The 22,018-nt window shown below is 54.6% G+C and carries 22 protein-coding genes, 2 tRNA genes and 2 pseudogenes; 25 read left to right on the top strand and 1 reads right to left on the bottom strand.

The annotated features are described in order from the left end of the window. Positions 1-47 precede the first annotated feature (47 nt). From GFU70_RS01915 to GFU70_RS01885, 7 genes and pseudogenes are all read left to right on the top strand, one after another. A tRNA-Phe gene (locus GFU70_RS01915) sits at positions 48-123 on the top strand. Between the two features lie 116 nt (positions 124-239). Beyond that, positions 240-569: a DHCW motif cupin fold protein gene (locus tag GFU70_RS01910; RefSeq protein WP_014336091.1), complete on the top strand. Its 330-nt coding sequence runs from the start codon at positions 240-242 to the stop codon at positions 567-569. Positions 570-630: 61 nt separating this feature from the next. Beyond that, positions 631-1,038 (top strand): hypothetical protein, encoded by a 408-nt coding sequence (locus GFU70_RS01905; protein WP_058546220.1) that lies wholly within the window; start codon positions 631-633, stop codon positions 1,036-1,038. 298 nt (positions 1,039-1,336) lie between these two features. After that, positions 1,337-1,909, top strand: a pseudogene (locus GFU70_RS01900) (PDDEXK nuclease domain-containing protein); the annotation flags it as partial. Between the two features lie 94 nt (positions 1,910-2,003). After that, positions 2,004-2,609: a biliverdin-producing heme oxygenase gene (locus tag GFU70_RS01895; RefSeq protein ID WP_153387519.1), complete on the top strand. Its 606-nt coding sequence runs from the start codon at positions 2,004-2,006 to the stop codon at positions 2,607-2,609. Continuing rightward, positions 2,606-4,840: an ATP-binding protein gene (locus GFU70_RS01890; protein WP_153387518.1), complete on the top strand. Its 2,235-nt coding sequence runs from the start codon at positions 2,606-2,608 to the stop codon at positions 4,838-4,840. Before GFU70_RS01895 ends, GFU70_RS01890 begins: the two co-directional genes overlap by 4 nt. Positions 4,841-4,880: 40 nt before the next feature. Further along, positions 4,881-5,327, top strand: coding sequence for a hypothetical protein (locus GFU70_RS01885; protein WP_116643368.1), 447 nt, complete (start codon positions 4,881-4,883; stop codon positions 5,325-5,327). A 9-nt stretch (positions 5,328-5,336) separates the two neighbouring features. Here GFU70_RS01885 and GFU70_RS01880 read toward each other — a convergent pair whose 3' ends face one another. Then, positions 5,337-5,786 carry a carboxypeptidase-like regulatory domain-containing protein gene (locus tag GFU70_RS01880; RefSeq protein WP_153387517.1) on the bottom strand — a complete coding sequence of 150 codons (450 nt, stop codon included), beginning with the start codon at positions 5,784-5,786 and terminating at the stop codon, positions 5,337-5,339. Positions 5,787-5,970: 184 nt separating this feature from the next. Here GFU70_RS01880 and vapB point away from each other — a divergent pair, with 184 nt between their 5' ends. The 18 genes and pseudogenes from vapB (at position 5,971) to GFU70_RS01790 (ending at position 21,736) form a co-directional block, all read left to right on the top strand. After that, positions 5,971-6,201 (top strand): type II toxin-antitoxin system VapB family antitoxin, encoded by a 231-nt coding sequence (gene vapB, locus GFU70_RS01875; protein ID WP_058546214.1) that lies wholly within the window; start codon positions 5,971-5,973, stop codon positions 6,199-6,201. Then, positions 6,201-6,620: a type II toxin-antitoxin system tRNA(fMet)-specific endonuclease VapC gene (vapC, locus tag GFU70_RS01870; RefSeq protein ID WP_058546213.1), complete on the top strand. Its 420-nt coding sequence runs from the start codon at positions 6,201-6,203 to the stop codon at positions 6,618-6,620. The genes vapB and vapC overlap by 1 nt, the downstream gene beginning before the upstream one ends. Positions 6,621-7,193: 573 nt before the next feature. Next, positions 7,194-7,967, top strand: a complete 774-nt coding sequence (locus GFU70_RS01865) for an ABC transporter ATP-binding protein (RefSeq protein ID WP_003196795.1) — start codon at positions 7,194-7,196, stop codon at positions 7,965-7,967. A gap of 13 nt (positions 7,968-7,980) precedes the next feature. Further along, the gene (locus tag GFU70_RS01860) at positions 7,981-8,748 is read left to right on the top strand and encodes an ABC transporter substrate-binding protein (RefSeq protein WP_058546212.1); all 768 of its coding nucleotides are present in this window, start codon (positions 7,981-7,983) and stop codon (positions 8,746-8,748) included. Between the two features lie 78 nt (positions 8,749-8,826). Further along, positions 8,827-9,522 (top strand): ABC transporter permease, encoded by a 696-nt coding sequence (locus GFU70_RS01855; RefSeq protein ID WP_064106967.1) that lies wholly within the window; start codon positions 8,827-8,829, stop codon positions 9,520-9,522. Beyond that, a complete protein-coding gene (locus tag GFU70_RS01850) occupies positions 9,519-10,208 on the top strand; it encodes an ABC transporter permease (RefSeq protein ID WP_116643371.1) in 690 nt (229 codons plus the stop codon). Before GFU70_RS01855 ends, GFU70_RS01850 begins: the two co-directional genes overlap by 4 nt. Then, positions 10,189-11,421, top strand: a complete 1,233-nt coding sequence (locus tag GFU70_RS01845) for a methyltransferase (RefSeq protein WP_153387516.1) — start codon at positions 10,189-10,191, stop codon at positions 11,419-11,421. The genes GFU70_RS01850 and GFU70_RS01845 overlap by 20 nt, the downstream gene beginning before the upstream one ends. 331 nt (positions 11,422-11,752) lie before the next feature. Further along, positions 11,753-12,577 carry an FkbM family methyltransferase gene (locus GFU70_RS01840; RefSeq protein ID WP_153387515.1) on the top strand — a complete coding sequence of 275 codons (825 nt, stop codon included), beginning with the start codon at positions 11,753-11,755 and terminating at the stop codon, positions 12,575-12,577. 75 nt (positions 12,578-12,652) lie between these two features. Next, positions 12,653-12,728 (top strand) — tRNA-Thr (locus GFU70_RS01835). A 269-nt stretch (positions 12,729-12,997) separates the two neighbouring features. Then, complete coding sequence (locus tag GFU70_RS01830; protein ID WP_153387514.1) at positions 12,998-13,987, top strand: Abi family protein; 990 nt, start codon at positions 12,998-13,000, stop codon at positions 13,985-13,987. A 32-nt stretch (positions 13,988-14,019) separates the two neighbouring features. Continuing rightward, positions 14,020-14,349 carry a hypothetical protein gene (locus GFU70_RS01825; protein WP_153387513.1) on the top strand — a complete coding sequence of 110 codons (330 nt, stop codon included), beginning with the start codon at positions 14,020-14,022 and terminating at the stop codon, positions 14,347-14,349. Positions 14,350-15,243: 894 nt separating this feature from the next. Then, positions 15,244-16,046, top strand: a pseudogene (locus GFU70_RS01820) (integrase domain-containing protein). A gap of 493 nt (positions 16,047-16,539) precedes the next feature. Then, complete coding sequence (locus GFU70_RS01815; RefSeq protein WP_058418254.1) at positions 16,540-16,818, top strand: type II toxin-antitoxin system HigB family toxin; 279 nt, start codon at positions 16,540-16,542, stop codon at positions 16,816-16,818. Then, positions 16,808-18,028, top strand: a complete 1,221-nt coding sequence (locus GFU70_RS01810; protein ID WP_153379197.1) for an ImmA/IrrE family metallo-endopeptidase — start codon at positions 16,808-16,810, stop codon at positions 18,026-18,028. The genes GFU70_RS01815 and GFU70_RS01810 overlap by 11 nt, the downstream gene beginning before the upstream one ends. After that, on the top strand, positions 18,025-19,167 hold the full coding sequence (locus GFU70_RS01805) for a beta family protein (protein ID WP_112196101.1): 1,143 nt from the start codon (positions 18,025-18,027) through the stop codon (positions 19,165-19,167). The genes GFU70_RS01810 and GFU70_RS01805 overlap by 4 nt, the downstream gene beginning before the upstream one ends. 253 nt (positions 19,168-19,420) lie before the next feature. Next, positions 19,421-20,404, top strand: a complete 984-nt coding sequence (locus tag GFU70_RS01800; RefSeq protein ID WP_153387512.1) for an adenosine deaminase family protein — start codon at positions 19,421-19,423, stop codon at positions 20,402-20,404. Further along, positions 20,394-20,948 (top strand): non-canonical purine NTP pyrophosphatase, encoded by a 555-nt coding sequence (locus tag GFU70_RS01795; protein ID WP_112196100.1) that lies wholly within the window; start codon positions 20,394-20,396, stop codon positions 20,946-20,948. The genes GFU70_RS01800 and GFU70_RS01795 overlap by 11 nt, the downstream gene beginning before the upstream one ends. Further along, a complete protein-coding gene (locus tag GFU70_RS01790) occupies positions 20,948-21,736 on the top strand; it encodes an SIR2 family NAD-dependent protein deacylase (RefSeq protein ID WP_153387511.1) in 789 nt (262 codons plus the stop codon). The genes GFU70_RS01795 and GFU70_RS01790 overlap by 1 nt, the downstream gene beginning before the upstream one ends. Positions 21,737-22,018: the final 282 nt, after the last annotated feature.

Raw genomic sequence — 22,018 nt, 5'->3', positions numbered from 1 at the left:
AAACGTGCTTGACGCCCCCCTGAAAAACCCGTTTAATGCGCCCCGTTGCCCAGATAGCTCAGTCGGTAGAGCAGGGGATTGAAAATCCCCGTGTCGGCGGTTCGATTCCGTCTCTGGGCACCAAATACCGAAAACCCCGATCAAGAAATTGATCGGGGTTTTTTATTGCCCGGGATTTTCTTCCTCCGCCTTATCGACTCGGCTACATTCTTGCGCTCCCCTCTAGCAAGCGAGTCGACATGGACATCACCGGCATCCCCTTTGGCACCACCGACTGGTCAACCATCGAACCCACCGAGCACAAAGGCGTCACCGGAACCGCTTATTGGCGCACCCAACAGTTCGGGAACATTCGCGTGCGGATGGTGGAATATACGCCCGGGTACCTGGCCGACCATTGGTGCACCAAGGGCCACATCCTGTTTTGCCTCAAAGGCGAGCTCAATACTGAACTCGAAGATGGCCGGCAATTTTTGCTCAAGCCCGGCATGAGCTATCAGGTAGCCGACCAGGCCGAGCCCCATCGATCCTCCACTTCATCGGGGGCTACGCTCTTCATAGTCGATTGAGATTCGAAGCACTCCCGCTGAAGCTGTAGGATAGATAGCCTTATCCATCAGGAATCCGACCATGTCATCGGCGAACAAACAGCACAAGCGCAGCCAGCGCGCCAAGGCGAAAGCCAAGCAGAACCGTACTAAGCGTGCTGCTGCACCGAACGACTTCCTCGACCCGAACGACGAGCGCATCGACCTGGAAACCGTGGACCTATCGGACATGTTCCGACTCATGGGCGCTGCCGAAAAGATCAGCCAACAGGCCATGTGCACGGTCTTCCTGGGGCATCCACTGCTGGAGTTGGTGCTGGAGCAGGAAGGTGAGGAAGAAGCCACTGACTTCATCATTACGGCCCTGATCGAATATCGCCGCCTGACCACTGGTGTCGATGAGCAGACCGCGCTGGATTGGGTGGAAAGCGAGCAGTTCCAGGCCGATTATGTGGCCGCATCCCAGGCTCTGGCGCAAGTTAAGGCCTGACTTTCGCCCGCCAAGCGCTTTGTGGCGAAGGGGTTCGCGGTGGCTGACAGGCTGCGGGAATAGTTCCTACAAGCCAAGGTCTACCAACAGGGGGCGGCGTCATACCCGTCCTGCGTCAATCCGCTATTTTTCCGCCCAAGCAATCAGCCCCGTCCGGCATCATCGAAACGTCGCCTGGAGCATCCTTGCGGTCCGCCCCTCTCAATGGCTGGACACTGCGATGACGCCACTGCTGCCCCAAGACGACCCACAGCTCGCCCCCTTGATCAACGAACTCGGCGAGCTGATTCGCCAGGCACGCCAGGAGGCCATCACCCATATCAGGGAGATGATCCTCGGCACCGGGGACATCGTCGGGGACCCGGCTGTCCTGAAACGCCTCGGGCTGCCCAACGCCGGCACGCTACAGGAAACGGACCTGGAACAGGCCTTGATCGACCAACTACAAGGCTTCCTTCTCGAACTGGGCAAGGGCTTCGCCTTTATCGCCCGTCAGCAGCGCATCAGCACCGAAAGCAAAGACCTCTACATCGACCTGGTCTTCTACAACTACCTGCTCAAGTGCTTTGTGATCGTCGATCTCAAGCGTGGCGAGCTCAGCCACCAGGACATCGGCCAGATGGATATGTATGTGCGTCTCTACGATGATCTCAAGCGCGGCCCTGACGACAAACCCACCGTCGGCATCATTCTCTGCGCTCAAAAGGATGAGTCGGTGGTGCGTTATTCCGTGCTGCAGGGCAATGAACAGCTATTCGCCAGCCAGTATCAGTTGGTGCTCCCCACCGAAGAAGAGCTGCGCAACGCGCTGGATCGCGAACAGGCGCGCCTCGAGGAAGGGGCAATCAGGCGCAGCGACTTGAAGGAATAAAAGCCGATACCCGATGAATGCGCACTCAAAAAACCCATGTAAGATTGGCGCGCTTTTTTTCCAGCAATGCTTCAGTCAACGAGCTTCATCCTGCATGTCACCGGTCGCGCCCCACCCTTCCCTGATCCAGGCATTGCGGACCGAAACCGCTGAACTGCACGTCGCCCTGGAAAAACGCCTGCCGTTTTTCTCACAACGGCTGGACCTGGATCTGTACCGACGCCTGATGGCGGCCTACTACGGCTTTTATCGACCGCTGGAACAACGGCTGCATGTGCTGGCGCTGATTCCGGCCGGGTTGGACCAGTCCCTGCGCGTCAAACTTCCGGTATTGCGGGCCGACCTCACGGCACTGGGCCTGGATGAAGCCGCTATCGAGGCGTTGCCCACCTGCCAGGCGCTGCCGCGGATCGACTCCCGAGCCGCCGCCCTCGGCGTTTCCTATGTGTTGGAAGGTGCGACTCTCGGCGGGCAGATCCTGCGGCGCAGGGTGGCCGAGCAGCTCGGTCTTGATGCTTGCAGCGGCGCGGCCTTTCTCAATGTGTATGGCGAGCTCACCGGCCGACGCTGGAAGGATTTCCTTCAGTACCTGGACGACAGGAACCTTGGCCAGGCCCAGACGCTCGAAGTCACACGCGCCGCCAAAGCGACGTTCACTCATTTCGAACACTGGCTGGACAGCCAAAAGGTACTGCTATGACCCCGGAAAACCAGGAAGCCTTCGAAGAGCTGCTAGCCAATTGCGCAGATGAACCGATTCGCTTCCCCGGGGCCATCCAGCCTCATGGCGTGCTGTTGATGCTGTCCGAACCCGACTTCGTGATCCGTCAGGTCAGTGCCAACGCATTGCAATTGATGGGGCAGGATCCCCACAGGCTGTTGGGCCAGACGCTGGACACATTGTTGGGGCTGGAACAGGCCGAGGCGATCCTGGTCGCCTGTCGCGCCGCCCCGCAAAGCGACAACGCGCCCGTGGCCATTGTCATGAACCAGCAGCGCTTTGACGCCTTGGTGCATCGCCATCAGGGCGCCCTGATCGTCGAACTGGAACAACACCTGAGCGACTATCGCCCCGAAGGCGTCAGCGGCGAGGCCAACCTGGGCCGCATGCTGCAACGCCTGCAAAGTGCGAAAACCCTCCAGGCCCTGTACGAAATCAGCGTGCGGGAGATCCAGGCCATGACCGGCTACGACCGGGTGCTGATCTACCGCTTCGAGGAAGAAGGCCACGGCCAAGTGATCGCCGAGGCCAGCGCGCCGTCGATGGAACTCTACAAGGGCCTGTTTTTCCCGGCGTCGGATATTCCCGAACAGGCCCGCGAGCTGTATCGCACCAACTGGCTGCGGATCATCCCTAACGCCGACTACGCGCCGGTGCCACTGGTCCCGCAACTGCGCCCCGACCCCCAGGCGCCCCTGGACCTGAGTTTTGCCACACTGCGCAGCGTCTCGCCGATCCACCGCCAGTACATGAAAAACATGGGCGTGCTGTCCTCCATGAGCATCTCGTTGATGGAAGGCGAGCGCTTGTGGGGGCTGATCAGTTGCGGCAATCGCCAGCCGCTGCTGGTCCCCCATGAAATGCGCATGGCCTGCCAGACCATCGGCCAGGTGCTGTCGTTGCAGATCAGCGCCATGCAAGCCCTGGAACTGACCCGGCAACGGGACGCCAAGCTCGAAGACCTCAAAATCCTCGCCACCGTCATGGCCGAGTCCAGCGAAAACGTCTTCGATGGCCTGTCCCATGAGCCACAACGGCTCATGAACCTGACCGGCGCCAGCGGCGTGGCGATTTTCGAAGACAACAAGCTGCATCGCCACGGCCAATGCCCGGAGCCCGAGCAGATCCGCGAGCTGCACAAATGGATCCTGGAAACCTGCAAACCGGTGTTCTCCCAGCACAACCTGAGCAGCGTTTTCGCGCCTGCCCAGGCTTATCAGGACGTGGCGAGCGGCGTGCTGGCGATCCACTTGCCCAAGCCAGTGGAAAACGGCGTGCTGTGGTTCCGTCCCGAGGTGAAGCAAACCCTCCAATGGAGCGGCGACCCGCAAAAGCCCCTGGACCTGGAAAACAGCGAGACCGGCCTGCGTCTGCGGCCCCGGACGTCTTTCGATATCTGGAAAGTCGAAATGGCCGGCATCAGCACCAAATGGACCCATGGCGACCTGTTCGCCGCCAACGACCTGCGGCGCTCGGCCCTGGAAAACGACCTGGCGCGCCAGGTGCGCAAGGAGCGCCAGGCCGTACAGGCCCGCGATGAACTGGTGGCCGTGGTGTCCCATGACCTGCGCAGCCCGATGACGGTCATTTCCATGCTCTGCGGCATGATGCAAAAGGCCTTCAGCTCCGACGGCTCCCACAGTTCCAAGCGAATCGCTTCAGCCATCGACACCATGCAACAGGCCACCAGCCGCATGAACTCGCTGCTCGAAGACCTGCTCGACACCTCGCGCATCGATGCCGGGCGCTACACCATCAATCCCCAGCCGATGGACGTCAGCCAGATCTTCGAAGACGCCTGCTCGCTGCTGACGCCGCTGGCCACTGCCAAGGCCATCGACATGTCCTTCCACGCCGAACCCAACCTGAAGATCAACGCCGACCCCGAGCGGCTGTTCCAAGTGCTGTCGAACCTGATTGGCAACGCCATCAAGTTCACACCGCAACAAGGCACCGTGGGCATCAGTGCGATGTCCGTCGGCGATGAGATCGTGTTCAGCGTCCGCGACACTGGCGAAGGGATTGCGCCAGAGCAGTTGCCTCATGTTTTCGAGCGCTACTGGACGACCAAGGAAGGCAACCCGAACGGCACCGGGCTGGGGTTGTACATTTCCAAGGGGATTGTCCAGGCCCATGGCGGTAAACTGCACGCCGAAAGCCAGCCAGGCCAGGGCAGCGAATTCCGCTTTAGCGTGCCGAAAATCGACTGAGCCGGGCACCGTCCCCTAACGAATTGGAAACCGAAGCCCAATGGCCTCACTGAACAAACAGCAAAAACGCGCCAAGCGCGCCAAAGACAAAGCCAAGCAGATCCGCATGACCGGGCGCAAATCGATCCCGATGTATGGCGACCCGGCCCACGCCACCGCCCAACCACCGGTCTACGTGCTGGAACTGTTCGCCAAGCTGCGCGAAGCCGAGGCCGTCAGCCGCAATGAAATGCTCGATACGCTGCTCGCGTCCCTGAGCGTGATGATCAGTGAACGTCCAGGCCTGCTCGACCTGAAAAACGCCGAAAACGAAAGCATGGCGGCGACCAACCTGGCCGCCGACATGCTGGTGGACTACCGCATGTGGATCGATGACATGGACCGCGAGACCGCCCAACGCTGGCTCAGCACACCGGAGTTCATCAAGGACTTCAGCGAAGCGCTGGACCGTTATCGCCAGTCGATGGAAGAGCCCGCCAGCGAATAAACCGGCCGGCTATTCGTCACCGTTCCAATGGAACACCAGGTTGCGCGCGGCCCCGCTGCCTACCTCAGCAGTGTCGCGCCGTGCCTCACCGTTGCGCGTCGCCACCACGCTGTACTTGCCCGGCGGCAGTTGCACATAAACCAGCGGCCCCGCATCGCTGAGAGTCAGCAGCGTTTGCCCCGACGCGTTCTGGACGGTGACCTCCACATCCGGGATGTATTTGTTTTCCGGGCCAACCGCGAATGTCATGTGCAAGTTGTAACCCTCGGCCTGCCCAATGGCCCGGGCTTCATCCTCGCCGATACCGCCGGACAGATAAGTGATGCCGTTCTGCTGCATGGGTTGGACCTGGACGCCGGTGTTGTCGATGGGCGCGAGGTTGGTGGCGTTGAGAGCGATGGGGAACAGCAGGATGCTGATGGCGATGAAGGGCAACACAAAGTAATGAATAAGCTTCATGGCGAGGACTCCAGGTTCTGGAAATAACTCACATGCGTTCTTTTTTTGATCACAGTTGCTCGTTAAGGTTTAGATCGATTGGGAGTACCGATTAGGACGAGATCATTCTCGCAGCCGGTATATCCCATTGACATATCCCTGCATTGTCCTATGCTTCCAACTGCATTTAGTTGAGGACTTGCACATGGAACAAACCACCCTTTTCATGAGCAACCGCAGCCAAGCGGTCCGGCTACCCAAAGCAGTGGCGATGCCAAGCGACGTAAAGCGTGTAGACGTGATCGCCATAGGCAGAGCCCGCATCATCACGCCGGCGGGCGAAGCGTGGGATAGCTGGTTCGATGGCGATAGCGCGACAGCAGATTTTATGGCAGAGCGTGAGCAACCTGCCGATCAGGAGCGCGAGTCTTTCTGATGATCAAATTCATGCTCGATACCAACATCTGTATTTTCACCATCAAGAATAAACCCCAGATCGTTAGAGAGGCTTTCAATCTTCATCACGGCCAGCTTTGCATTAGTGCAGTCACGCTGATGGAACTGATCTATGGAGCAGAAAAGTCATCCGCCCCGGAGAAAAATCTCGGAGTCATCGAAGGATTCTGTGCCCGACTTGAGGTTTTACCTTTTGGTTATGACGCTGCAGCACATACCGGAATGATCCGGGCAGAACTGGCAAAGATAGGCAAGCCAATAGGCCCCTACGACCAGATGATTGCCGGCCATGCCCGTTCCCTCGGGCTGATCGTAGTCACTAATAACCTGAAAGAGTTCGAAAGAGTCCCCGGACTGCGCATCGAGGATTGGACCACTGTGACGACGACAGGGTTATAACTTCGGTGGCTTGAAGTTAAAAAACAGCTCAATCGAGGCCCAATGCGGGAGTGAGCCTGCTCACGATGAGGCCATCAACCTCACATCTCCGTTGGCTTCTCTACCGCTATCGCGAGCAAGCTCGCTCCCACAGGTTTACGACTACTTTCTCGCTCAGGAAACTACGGAGTATTGCTTCACAGCCCTGAAGTACAGGCGGATTTCGAAACTGCATGGGCCAGCTTCAAGAGGTTCTCAAAATACTGTGGGATCTCAAGGACGCGCCCGAATAATCCAACAGACTTTTGATTGCGGCAACGCTCATCCGGTTAACCCTTCCAACCCCCGCCCAAAGCTGGCACCATCGCGCCTTTTTTTACGCGACTCCCCGGACTTTTCACCGGTAAACAAGGTTCAAACAGCCGTTCGGTTGTTGATGGCGCGACAGTCTGCTGCGTCGATGCGACAAACTGCCGCACATCACCGGTTTACCGCCCGTAGCGCTGTTGGCTGCCATTCGGACGCATGCTAGCTTGGCCGCCTCGCCAAGGAAGGCAGCCAACAGCAAGGGAGCACATACCATGAGGACCGCACATGGCCCAGGCCACGCCCGCGCTTGAAATCCGCAACCTGCACAAACGCTACGGACAGTTGGAGGTGCTCAAAGGCGTCTCGCTGACCGCCCGCGACGGCGATGTGATCTCGATCCTCGGATCCTCCGGGTCCGGCAAGTCCACGTTCCTGCGTTGCATCAACCTGCTGGAAAACCCCAACCAGGGCCAGATCCTGGTGGCCGGCGAAGAGCTCAAGCTCAAGGCCGCAAAGAACGGTGAACTGGTGGCCGCCGACGGTAAACAGATCAACCGCATGCGCAGCGAGATCGGTTTTGTCTTCCAGAACTTCAACCTTTGGCCGCACATGAGCGTGCTCGATAACATCATCGAAGCGCCGCGCCGGGTGCTTGGCCAGAGCAAGGCCGAAGCCGTCGAAGTGGCCGAAGCCCTGCTGGCTAAAGTCGGTATCGCCGACAAGCGCCACGCCTACCCGGCCGAACTGTCCGGCGGCCAGCAACAACGCGCCGCCATCGCCCGCACACTGGCGATGCAACCCAAGGTGATTCTGTTCGACGAACCCACCTCCGCCCTTGACCCGGAAATGGTCCAGGAAGTACTTAGTGTGATCCGCGCCCTGGCCGAAGAAGGACGCACCATGCTGCTGGTCACCCACGAAATGGGATTCGCCCGTCAGGTTTCCAGCGAAGTCGTGTTCCTTCATCAAGGCCTGGTCGAGGAGCAAGGATCGCCACAGCAGGTCTTCGAGAACCCGCTTTCGGCGCGCTGTAAACAATTCATGTCCAGCAACCGCTAACGGAGCAGTACACATGCAGACCTACAAGAAATTCCTCCTGGCCGCAGCGGCCAGCCTGGTCTTCTCGGCCAGTGCCATGGCGGCCGACAAACTGAAGATGGGCATCGAAGCGGCGTATCCGCCATTCAATAACAAAGATGCCAGCGGCAACGTGGTCGGCTTCGACAAGGATATTGGCGACGCCCTGTGCGCCAAGATGAAAGTCGAATGCGAAGTGGTCACTTCCGACTGGGACGGCATCATTCCGGCCTTGAACGCCAAGAAGTTCGACTTCCTGATCTCCTCGCTGTCGATTACCGAGGAACGCAAGCAGGCCGTGGACTTCACCGAGCCGTACTATTCCAACAAGCTGCAATTCATCGCGCCGAAGACCACCACCGATTTCAAGACCGACAAGGCGTACCTGAGCGGCAAGACCATTGGCGCACAACGCGCGACGCTGGCCGGTACCTGGCTGGACGATCGCAACATGGAAGATGACTACAACGTAAAGGTCACGCTCTACGACACTCAGGAAAACGCCTACCTGGACCTGCTCTCGGGCCGCGTTGACGCCATCCTGGCGGACAAATACGTGCAATACGAATGGCTCAAGAGCAAAGACGGCGGCGCCTACGAATTCAAAGGCGAGCCAGTGGTGGAAAGCGACAAGATCGGTATCGCCGTGCGCAAGGGTGACGACGATCTGCGCAACAAGCTGAACGCCGCGCTCAAGGAAATCGTTGCCGACGGCACCTATAAAAAGATCAACGACAAGTACTTCCCGTTCAGCATCTATTGATACTGACGTGCCTGGCCGGCACCGCTTTATTGCGGCGCCGGTCCTTAGCAAAGCCTGCCGCGATATGAACAAACACCCATGATGATCGATCTCTACGGATTCGGCCCGGCGCTCGCCGCCGGCGCGCTGATGACCGTCAAGCTGGCACTGTCGGCCCTGAGCCTGGGGCTGGTGCTCGGCCTGCTCGGCGCCTTGGCCAAGACCTCACCGTACAAGCCGCTGCAATGGCTGGGCGGCACCTATTCGACACTGGTTCGCGGCATCCCGGAATTACTCTGGGTGCTGTTGATCTATTTCGGCACCGTCAACCTGATGCGTGCCCTGGGCGAGTATTTCGGCAAACCCGACCTCGCCCTCGACGCCTTCGCCGCCGGGGTCATTGCCCTGGGCCTGTGCTTTGGCGCCTACGCCACCGAAGTGTTTCGCGGCGCGATCCTGGCGATCCCCAAGGGCCACCGTGAGGCTGGCGTTGCCCTGGGCCTGTCGAAGTGGCGGATCTTCACCCGGCTGATCATGCCGCAGATGTGGCGCATCGCCCTGCCTGGCCTGGGCAACCTGTTCATGATCCTGATGAAGGACACCGCGCTGGTCTCGGTGATCGGCCTGGAAGAGATCATGCGCCATGCACAAATCGGCGTGACCGTGTCCAAGCAACCGTTCACCTTCTATACGGTTGCAGCGTTCATGTACCTGGGCCTGACAGTGCTCGCCATGATCGGCATGCACCTGCTGGAACGACGCGCCGCCCGTGGATTTACCAGGAGCACCCAATGAACTGGGACGTCATCATCAAGTGGCTGCCGAAGCTGGCCCAAGGCGCGACACTGACCCTGGAGCTGGTGGCCATCGCCGTGATCGCTGGCCTGTTGCTGGCAATTCCACTGGGCATCGCCCGCTCTTCGCGCCTGTGGTACGTACGGGCGTTGCCCTACGCCTACATCTTCTTTTTCCGTGGCACACCGCTCCTGGTCCAGCTGTTCTTGGTTTACTACGGCCTGGCGCAGTTCGATGCCGTGCGCAGCAGTGCAATGTGGCCGTACCTGCGGGACCCGTTCTGGTGCGCCACGGCCACCATGACCCTGCACACCGCCGCCTATATCGCCGAAATCCTGCGCGGCGCAATCCAGGCCATCCCCCGGGGCGAGATCGAAGCCGCGCGGGCCCTGGGCATGTCCCGGCCAAAGGCGTTGCTCTACATCACGCTGCCCCGCGCCGCGCGCATTGGCCTGCCGGCCTACAGCAACGAAGTGATCCTGATGCTCAAGGCCAGCGCCCTGGCGAGCACCGTGACCTTGCTGGAACTCACCGGCATGGCCCGCACCATCATCGCCCGGACCTACTTGCCGGTGGAGATCTTCTTCGCGGCCGGCATGTTCTACCTGCTGATGTCCTTCCTGTTGGTGCAAGGCTTCAAGCAGCTGGAGCGCTGGTTGCGCGTCGATGCCTGCCAAGGGCGCTGACAGCGGCGTGCTGACGGGCGAGGCCCTGCTCGCCCGCTTTACCGCGCTGGACGTTTTTCTCACGGCGCACCAGGCACTGTGGAAACCGCGTCCGTTCACCCATCTGCAACTGCCCTGGGAAACGTCCCACCCGAAATTGTCCCAATGGCTACGCCAGCGTTCGCTGGAGGCTGCAGAAAACGATCATCATCAGCCCTGGTTGATGGAAGACGCGCCAACGCCATTCCCGGAACTGGCCGCTATCTCCCGTGCATTGAGCGCTGTTGCACAATTGCCGGCCAGCACGCTCCAAGCACCAGGCCATCGCCTCAACGTCGACGTGCCCGGACGCAAATGGCAGCAGATCGAAGCCTTCGCCAGCCGCCTGCACTTCACCACCCAACCGACCCATTGGCTGGATTGGTGCGCCGGCAAAGGCCACCTCGGTCGACGCCTATTGCACGCTGAGCAGCAACTGACCTGCCTGGAGTACGACCCCGCACTGGTCGCCAACGGCCAACAACTGAGCCAGCGCCATCACCTGTCCGCCACGCACCTGCAACAAGACGTATTGGCGGCGGACGCCGCCCAGGCGCTCCACCGCGAGCACACGCCTGTAGCCCTGCACGCCTGCGGCGACCTGCATGTGCGCTTGATGCACCTGGCCAGCGCCGCGGGTTGTGCACAACTGGCTATCGCGCCGTGCTGCTACAACCGCATCAGCAGCGAGCATTATCAAGCGCTGTCCGACGCGGCCAAGGGCTCTGCCCTACAGCTGTCGCTCGACGATCTCAGCCTGCCGCTGACCGAAACCGTCACCGCTGGCGCGCGCGTCAGAAGACAACGGGACCAATCCATGGCCTGGCGCCTGGGCTTCGACCTGCTGCAACGACAAATCAGAGGGTGCGACGACTACTTGCCCACCCCCTCGCTGCCCAGCGCCTGGTTGGAAAAATCCTTCGCCCAATACTGTACCGACCTGACGGCCCTCAAAGACTTATCCACAGTCGGCGCGCCTGATTGGGTCGCCTTGGAAGCAGCAGGCCATCAGCGCCTGTCCGAGGTGCGCAACCTGGAGTTGCTGCGAGGCCTTTTCCGGCGCCCCCTGGAACTTTGGCTGGTACTGGACCGAGCGCTTTTCCTTTCTCAAAAAGGCTACGAGGTTCGCCTCGGCACCTTCTGCGAAACACTGCTGACGCCGCGCAATCTGCTGTTGCTGGCAGAACGTTGCTGAGACGAAACACCCTGTGGATAACTCTGTTGATGAAATAAACCTGGATCCAAGAAATTCGCCATTTCCTGACCCAATCAACGCTGGTCATTTTTTGTTCACATGGATAAAAAACCATGAAAACAGGGATTTGCGACGAAACGCGAAAGCGGTCACAAAATCGCAAGGTTCCACCGGCCCCATCCTGCCCGTTGTGCATAAGCGTCTAAGCAAAACGACATAACCGCCGAATTCAGTGCTGTGCCGCGCCAATAATTGCGTCCACCACGCCCGTGCTATACAACAGCCCCACGTATCGTGATTGACATAATGCCGACACACGCAAGGACTGGCCGTGACGTTCATTTCCTACGCACAGAACTTCGAAGACATACGCCTGTGGCGCGCCCTTCAATCGGTGGAAAACGGCTTTTACCTCGACGTCGGCGCCAACCATCCGACAGATGATTCGGTTACCCGAGCGTTCTACGACCGCGGCTGGCGCGGCATCAACATCGAACCGGTGCCGGCTTACTACGACGCGCTCTGCCAACAACGCCCCCACGACATCAACCTGCAATGCGTGGCCGGCGAAAACGCCGAAAGCCTGACCTTCTACACCATCGCCGACACGGGCCTTTCCACCGTAGAAGCCAGCATCGCCCAACAACACCGCGATGCCGGCATGGACGTGCGCAACCAGACCGTCCAATCCCGCACCCTGGCCTCCATCTGCGAGCAATACGCCCAGGACCGCCCCATCCACTTCCTGAAAATCGACGTCGAAGGCCACGAAGAAACCGTCCTGCGCGGCATGGACTTCAGCCGCTGGCGCCCATGGATCATCCTCATCGAAACCCCATGGGCCCGCGACCAGACCTGGGAAACCCTGGTGACCGGCGCCGGCTACCAGTCCATCCTGTTCGACGGCATCAACACCTACTACCTCGCCGAAGAACACCTGGCCCTCAAACCTGCCTTCGACATCCCTCCGTGCAACCTCGACGGCTTCCAACTCTGCAAAGGCCACAAATTCAGCCACCCCATCGACGACGCAGACCAACAGCTCAGCGCCGCCCTGCAACGGGCTGAACAGGCCGAAGCCCAACTCCAGGCCATGCAAAACAGCCGCACCTGGCGAGCCCTGAACAAACTGCGCAACCTGCTGCACCGCGCTTGAGTATGGGTCGTGCAAAAATAGTCAGAATTCAGGGGTTTACAGAACGCACCCAATCGCTATAATCGTCGCCCACACGCCGGTATAGCTCAGTTGGTAGAGCAACTGACTTGTAATCAGTAGGTCCCGGGTTCGACTCCTGGTGCCGGCACCATACAAAACGAAGCCCTCGCAGAAATGCGAGGGCTTTGTTGTTTCTGGGAGGTTTAAACCTCCTAGAAGCTGGATAAAGTCCAGCACCGCCTTATCAGCATCGACAGACCAAGCTTTACTCGCGCGTCTACTCGTTACAATTTCACGTCAGTGCAACGTTGACGGCTTCTTACACCTACCTATAATGCACCCCAACACACCCGCCAAGCCTAGGTTGACCCAGTCAGCAAGCTCAAATCGTGCGGGTTTTTTTTGCCTGGAGAAAACTACATGAGGCCCTTCGACAAACCGGCCCTCAGCGTAGAACAGCAATTGGAACTGCTGAAACAACGAGGCTTGCACATCGCCAACGATGATCGGGCCATGCGTTTTCTCGAAGTGGTCACGCTGTTTCGCCTGAGTCCCTACATGCGCCCCTTTCAGGAGCCAGACCCTGAACACACGTTCAAGCCAGGCAGCACACTGAAGGCAATCGTCGACATCTACCGCTTCGATGGTTCGTTGCGGCGCATCACCATGGATGCCATCGAACGTGTCGAAGTCGCCATACGAGCGACCATCAGCAATTATATGTGTCCAAAATACGGGCCTGACTGGATAGCTGACGCGTCAGTCTTCTCCTCGTCATACTCACACCCCGATCTGTTGCGTCCGATGCGGGAGCAAATGAATAAGGAGCGCAGCAAACTCAGACGTGATATCGACCGCATCAGAAAGGGCCGACAGACCGATGGGCTCCAGCAACAGCGGATCGAAAACCGCATGCGTGACAACTACTTCCGATATTACGGTGCAACCTATGCCCACCCTGAGCTGCCACCCGCTTGGGCGGTCCTGGAAGAACTCAGCCTTGGGACGGTATCTACCCTCTTCAATGCCATAGGCAGAAGCGCCGATAAGAAAGCTATCGCCACCCGATTCAGCCTGCCCTTCGAAGTATTGGCCTCCTGGCTTCACACGCTGACCTTCATTCGAAACTGCTGTGCCCACCACTCACGGCTATGGAACCGGGAGCTCTCGATTCGACCATCCTTACCTAAAGAATGGGTCATCCCAACGGCTCCCGCCGACCGGCCTCAGCCCAAACACCGGCTATACATCGTATTGACGATGCTGGCCTACCTAACCGATTTGATCAGCCCAGACAGCCAGTGGAAGCTCCGCCTGGCCGAAATCATGGATCAGCAGGAAGTGGATCATCTGCTAGTCATGGGATTTCCAAATGATTGGAAAGATCAACAGCAATGGGGTCTAGCGTAAGTCCGGCAATGGCGCAGAGAGGAGGAATTGATATGGATATCTCAACCTCACAAAGCATCAAGCTCGCCATCGTGTCGGCAACCGGGCTGTCAAAAGACGCGCTGCATATCTATTTGGGCATGGCAGTCTATTTAACGTTGACCGTTGGCACCCGACGATTCAGGCCATACCTTGGCTGGCTGGTTGTTTTCATCATTGCGTGTGCTGGCGAGTGGGTAGATCGGCGAGACGATATTGGAAGCTTCGGATACTGGCGCTGGCAGGCAAGCGCTCACGACGTTCTCAACACGTTGTTTTGGCCGACGGTGCTAACACTGCTTTGGCTTTTAAAATGCCGCAGTAAAGCAAGCGTACATCCATAAGAATCTCGCAATCTGCTCTGCCACGCGGGTCCATCCAAACAGGGCTGCAAAGCCGCCCTGTTTGGATGGACCTCACTTAAAAAATCTAAAGCCCACGCAACTGTCTGTGGAAAACCACGGATTTCCACCGCTGGATAATTTCATCCACAGCCGCAGAACTCCCGAAAATTGGAGCCTTGACCCAAATTATCCACAGGCGTAGAAAAGATCGGGCAAAGCGCTGTCTTTGACAGCACCCAGGTAGCCAGAACCTTCAAGGCTACGCCACACGGTGGTGGTTCTCCCAAAGTGCGATTAGCGTCCGGTGGCTCGCACGGTCACAACAATGTGATGGATGCCTACTTCTACCAGAGTGCCCACTGCGGCAACTCATTCCCTTTCATAGCTGCACTGCAGCAACCTATCCGCTTGGCCATTTCATTGCGCCAACCTGCGCCCGTCTCTTTCTCCTGGAAAGAGACGGGCGCTCGTACCACTGCTGCAAGCCACGTCATACAAGGCTTTGCAGCATTCCCCCTCGTGACAATCGGCGTGACAAACCCGAAGTCACCAGCAACAGCGATGCAGATGATGGTGCCGCAGCCCACGGAACGGACTGCACCTGACTGACAGTCAGGCATGCCCCAGTCATCGCTTCACTGCCTTCACCTGACTCAGGATCTCGCGGCGCTGGTCTCGTCAGCCAGTGCAGCCTCCACCCGCCCACTTCTTCGGAAGTGCTCAGGAGGCCTGATCATGAGATGCCCAAGCTCCCGGTCGTAAAGAGCCGTCAGTCCCGCGTTAGTGGACAACCCTCACAGGTCGCAGGGGCCTTGATCCCTGATAACACTCAACATTCTTGGCGGGATGACGTGGGGAAGGTTTTACAAGTGTGGCTTCGAGAGGAGTTTGGTCATGGGATTGGTCGGTAGACGGGATGGGCGCAATTTTGGCTATGGTCGGCAACTGAGCTATGCCGGGCCGCAAGCGCTACGATATCTGTTTGGCGGCGGGCATTACGGGACCGTCAAAGCACACAGTGATCGGTGGCAAGCATTTGTACGATGGTGTCGATCAAAAGATGGACCGGGGTTCAACGATGCGCGGCAAATTGATCGGCAGACCTTGCAGGGATACCGCAAGGTCAGGATCGTGAACAGGTGATACGCATTATCGACGCGCTTCGCGAACAGCATCCCCGTGCCGCCGCTATTACACAGTTGGCACGAGCCACCGGAATGCGCTTGCGAGAGGCTATCTTGGCCGACCTTGTACGCCTAAAACGTGAGGCAAACCAATTGGGCAGGATCAACATCCAGGATGGCACCAAAGGTGGGCGCTCGGGTGCGTCGGCACATCGATGGATTACGGTAGATGATCATATTCGTGACGCGCTGAGGTTTGCCGAACAAGTCTCGCCCGACGGTAGCCGCAACCTGTTAGCTCCGCACGAAAGCTTTCGCGACTTCAGGCAGTGCGTCGTTCGGCCTGCCCGGGACATCCTCCATACGCACAACCTTAAAGGGTTTCACGAATTGCGGGCGGCCTATGCGTGCGAACGCTATGAGCAACTCTCCCACCATCAAGCGCCGATCAACGGAGGCAGATGCTACCAGTTCGACCCGCGTCTCGATCAGGAGACCAGAACCCAAATCAGCTATGAACTGGGCCACGGCAGGGTCGACATTGTGTCAGCTTATATCGGCGGTAGGACGTGAGTAAGCCATTCGACATCGAGCTTTTCTTGGCTGCCGTCCTGACCGGATCGCATGCCACACGCGAGCGTCATATACGCCAGGCAAAGATCATTCAAGCGGCGATCTCTGATCGCTGGCAACGAGACAATCCTTGGACCTGGCAACGAAAGCATCTCGTCTGGTTTTTCGACATTCATCTAGCCCAGCACTCCCCCTACACACGGGCCTACTATCTGGTTACCGCGCATTTGGTTTGCAAAAGGGCCGGAAAGACCTGGACGTTACGTACCATCAAATTGTCTGCTCTAGACCCATAGCTTGTGGGAATGATAGTCAGTCAAAACAAGGAGAAACGACCTTGTGGATTTTCGCCCCACCCCCAAGAGAGCAACCATCACGCGAAAGCCTTCATGGGAAAAGCACTGACGCTTACGCATAGATGGTTTTCCCAAATTGGGATATTGACAGCCTTATCTAATCCGAGCATTATCCTCCCAAATCGGGAAGAAAAAATATGCGACTCATCGGACGTGAAAAGCTAGCCAGCTTGAAAGGCATCGGCAGCGAAATTGAGAAGTGGGTGCGAACCTGGGCGTCTGAGGTCATGAGCGCTCACTGGAAGCATCCCACTGAAGTGAGCAGCCAATTCCCAAATGCCAAAAACACTGGCAATGGTACGTTTTTATTCCCTGTATGTAATGGCGGCTTAACGATACAACTGTTAATCGTCTTCCCGCAGGGTGTAGCCCTTATTACAGATCTAAAAGTTAGCGAAGACACCCATGGACACTAAGGTTATCCGGACAGACGAACAGTACCGAGCATACCTTGAAGAAGTTCAGGTACTGATGGCCAAAAATCCATCCCTTTACACTACTGATAGTGACAGACTTGAAGTACTCACTGTCCTACTTGAAGCCTACGAAAATAGTAAGTACCCAGTTGAGCCGCCAGATCCAATTGATGCAATTCTCTTTCGCATGCAAGAAAAGGGATTGAAGCAGGCAGACCTCGTTCCCTACTTCGGTACCAGCAGTCGGGTTTCAGAAGTTTTAAATAGAAAAAGACCTTTAACCGTTCAAATGATTCGAGCATTATCACTTGGACTGGGCATATCTGCAGAAACTCTTATAGGTTTATCAAGCCCTGATAACGAGCAAACAAAACAAGATATAGATTGGTCGAAATTTCCAATTAAAGAAATGACACGTAGGGGATGGCTGCAAAACTTTTCATTTCAAGCAAAAACTTCGGTTGAAGAGATTGTTAAACATTTCATCTCAGACGCAGGATTACAGTTCGGAGCCGCAGCATTTCGAAGAACGCTTTCGGGAGAAGCAAAATCTCCAACAACCCAATACTCCCTTTATGCTTGGCTAGCTAGAGTAATACAATCCGCACGTATAAGAAAACCAAAACTTGGCCCGTTCAACAGTGAAAATATTTCCAGCAATTTTTTAAGAGAGCTCGCACAACTTAGCTGGTCGGAACGCGGCCCGCTACTTGCTGTAGAGTATTTGGAAAGGCAAGGAATAGCAGTAGTAATTGAGCCTCACCTTAAAGGCACTCAATTGGACGGTGCAGCTCTGAAAGATAATGATGGCACTCCAATTGTCGCGTTAACACTGAGATACGATAGGCTAGACAACTTCTGGTTCACGCTGCTTCATGAGGTCGCCCATATTTGGAAGCATGTAGGGAATGAAGATGCCTTTTTAGACGATCTTAATACAGAGTCGGAGGATCGGCGTGAGGCGGAAGCGAATCGATTGGCGCGAGAGGCATTTATTCCTAGAGGAATCTGGAGAAGAAGCGATGCCTTCATCTCCCCAAATAGAGAAAACATAGAGGCATTAGCAAGAGAGCTTAGAATCCATCCAGCTATAATTGCCGGTAGATTGAGGAAAGAATCTGGAAATTATAGTAGCTTTCCAGATTTGACAGGGCAGCACCAAGTAAAATCGTTGTTTTTATCCACAGCTGATTACGAGGTTTTCAAATGACCCCTCGATACATACCTGTTCTCAAAGCAATGGATAGCGAATTCAAAGCAGTTGCTCAAATGAGCAAGATAACTGCCGACCGAACTTGCCCTTTGTTTGAAATCCCACGTATCGGCAAGAACATTACTGAAGCAAAGCGTTTTGAAGGATGCGCTCATCTGACCACAGCGTACCTAAACGAAGTGACTGATAGGATTGCCGCTGTATGGAAAGGCAGAACATCGATGGTCGATGCCTTCCATTGGCAACCAGACGCGACTGTAGAGTCTGGAGAGCATATCGTCCAATATATTTATGGCAGACTCACTGCGCTCGGAGTTAATATCCGTCCAATAATCGGATATGACCGCTGGGAAAACCAAGCTTATCGATTGGCACTACAAAACTTAGATCCAGAACTTTTACATCAGTCCTGTATACGCCTTGATCTTCAAGCCTTAGAGGACACCGAAGAGCCAGAGTTTTTCGAAGAGAACATTGAGTCTATCTTAGACGGTTTGTCACTTGAACCAAGCAACTGCTCTTGCCTAATTGATTTTGGCGACGTGACCGGTTGGTCCGTTGTAGACATGCTGGATAAGGTAGATTCGATTCTTTCTATCCTTGAAAAATACGCATTCAGCTACATTGCTGTATCAGGATGCTCACTGCCTAAATCAATTGATCTAGCTGTAAAGAAACCCGATACATCAGATATCATTCCACGCAAAGAAATGTTGGTATGGCAAGCGATCCGTCAAAGCAATCCGAAATTGCGGATCATCTACAGTGACTATGGTGTACGAGGTCCGTCGAGTAACGAAGGCATTCGAAACCCTCACGCTAATGGAAAAATCAGATATACGATCGATAAGCACTTTTTCATAGTTCGCGGTCACTCCATGAAGCTTCCTGGAAAAGGTCAACAAATGTGGGGGCTCGCCAAAACTGTTGTTGAGTCTAGATACTATATGGGGGAAACCTTTAGCTGGGGTGATAACCGTATTTTAGAATGCAGCAAGAAAGAGTGTATGGGGGGGCACCCACAATGGATTACCAATGACACTAGCCACCATCTGGCCTATGTGATGGCCGAAGTTAACAACTTTGAGCTATCCGTTATTGGTTCAAGTTTAGAAGAAAGCGAATTGAGCTCTTGAAGTAATTTCCAAGATAATTAGCTTCTGAACCAATATATCAAAAGGGGGTATGGGATGCCCCCCAGCAGTACGTCCGGACTCGATGAGCATAAATCTAATAAAATCGACACCCAAGGATTTTCAGCTTGTAACTGTGTCTAAAGTCTTGTTACCCATTATAAGTCTAGAGATCTTTACTGCCTATTTCGCACCCTTCATATTACCAGCGCAATTTAGCCTCTAGATCAACTTTTTATTGATGAAGACCTCTCTGATGGAGCACGATTTTAAAAGCATGGAAAAGGGTGAGCTACACGTACACTTAAATGGCCTCGTCAGTACTCGACTAGTTATTGATTTACTCCAGCAGCAGGGAGCAGAAATTCCTGATAATTTTAATTTAGAAAGAGACCTCACCAGGTTTACACCTTCCCCTGACCTTCAGACATATCTAAAGCCTTGGCAAGTTTTAAGGCTTATTCCTCAAGGTCGCACAGCTCTCAATTTAATGGTTTTTAGTGCATTCGAAAACCTAGTAGCTCAAAATGTAAAGTTTGTCGAGTTGCGGAGTAGCGTAATTTATCTTGCACTTCTTAATAACGTCACAGTACCCGAGGCGCTTTTGTGGTTGACCGAAGAGATTTACAGCGCCTCATTAAAATACGGTATTAGGGGCGGACTGATATTAACGGTTTCACGCGGGGATTACGCTGCGGAACATCTACGCACCCTCTTAGCCGCTTATGCATCTATTGGTAAGCCTGGAATAATAGTAGGACTAGATTTAGCTGGCAACGAAGATACCGTATCTCCAACAGAGCTCCCTCAGTTATATCGGAAAGCAAAATCTGATTTAGGATTAAAAGTCACTATACACGCAGGGGAAACAGGCAACCCCCAAAATATTATAGAAGCTATCACCGAGTTTGATGCTGACAGGATTGGACACGGTACAGCCGCATTCAAATCAACGAAAATCATGGAATTGATGCACAAGCGCGATATATGTGTAGAGGTATGCCCTATTAGCAACCGCCTAACAGGTGCTGTAAAATCAAGCGAGTCCCACCCTGTATGTGAGTTCATAAAATTCGGTGTACCATTCGTTATTTGCTCGGACAATCCGGCGATTCACGGTGCGAGCATTAGCGATGACTATAATGAGTTTTATAAAGAAACAGAAAATAGTGCCATCCTCGAGAACATGCTGACCTTACAAAGAAAATATAGCTTCATGGAAGATCAAAATGAAAATTAGATTTGTTTCAAAAAACAACTTCAAAGTCCAAGAAGTCCAACAAATACTTCAGGATACTGGGGTAGAGGTCGTTGCTGCCCGATACTCAATTGATGAAATCCAAACCGAGAATGTTGATAGTTTGGTCAGAGATAAATTACTGAAGGCTTTCAATATAATAGGACGCCCTGTTTTCGTCGAGCATACTGGTCTCTATATTGACAGCCTCAATGGCTTCCCAGGTGGATTAACGCAGATTTTTTGGGACAAGCTTCAAGCTGACAAATTTTCGACCCTGTTTGGATCCGGGGAAAATACTAACTTGGTCGCAAAAACGATAATTGGATATTGCGACTCTATGAAAATCCATCTTTTTGAAGGTGCAATAAAAGGCACCATATCTGCTGAACCCCGAGGAAACAGAGACTTTCAGTGGGATTGTGTTTTTATTCCAGAAGGCTTTACTGAAACTTTCGCGGAAATGGGGGATAGAAAAAATGACATATCGATGAGGCGTATTGCATTCGATAAATTTAAACAGTTTCTTAAAGATGGAAATACTTGATGGAACAGTTACTATCATCTTTTAAGCAAGGCAACGTTATACTTTTCGTTGGTGCTGGAGTATCCACCAATCTGGGGCTTCCATCTTGGGGCGAACTGATCGACAAAATCGCTCAAGAACTAGGGTATGACCCTGAGATTTATAAGACATTTGGCGATCATTACGCCCTTGCCGAATATTATAGGATCAAAAAAGGTAGTATCGGTCCCCTCCGAAGCTGGATGGACCGAAGCTGGCATGCTCCGACTATCAATATCGAATCGTCGAAAATTCATGAACTGATTGCAAAAGCCAACTTTCCAATAATTTATACTACAAACTATGATCGATGGATCGAAAACACATTCGATCACTTCCAAAAGCCATACACCAAAATAGCATCAGTATCTGACGTAACTAAGATAAGACCTGGAAGCACTCAAATAATTAAGTTTCACGGAGACTTCGATGATGACACCTCGATAGTACTTGATGAAACTAGTTATTTTGAAAGATTAGAATTCGAAACACCTCTAGATATTAAATTGCGATCGGACGTGCTTGGCAAATCAGTACTATTCATTGGTTACCGACTTGCCGATATAAATTTAAGGTTTCTATTCTACAAGTTATCCAAAATCTGGAAGGCCAACTGCAATAGTGAGGCACAGCCTCGGTCATACATATTTTCACCTAGACCAAACCCCGTCCAAGAAGCCATTCTTAACCAATGGGGAATTAACATGCTTTCTTCTCAGGTAGACTCCCAAGGAGATGCTCTCGCGGAATTTTTAGAGAATTTTGTATAACTCAAATGCAGCTTTAGCAGCCTAAATCAAAGAAATTTACGACTTCGGCCTGATTTTAAAGATGGCTCTCAGCAGGCCAAAAGTCTAAAAGCAGACTCTGAAATTTATTAAGCACATCGTTGCACCTGCTATGGGAATAATCCCTAGCGAAAAAACTGCAAAATCTTAGGGTAGCTTTAGGGGTATAGCAGATTAACCATAGCTGTTATCTCATTGTATTGAATTAAAAAAGTCCGATTTTTCGACTCCTGGTGCCGCACCATACAAGACGAGGCCCTCGCA

It is taken from the genome of Pseudomonas brassicacearum, assembly GCF_009601685.2.
Taxonomy (GTDB): domain Bacteria; phylum Pseudomonadota; class Gammaproteobacteria; order Pseudomonadales; family Pseudomonadaceae; genus Aquipseudomonas; species Aquipseudomonas kilonensis_B.
Note: the sequence above shows the minus strand (reverse complement) of the source record. Positions and strands in the feature narration are given on the sequence as shown.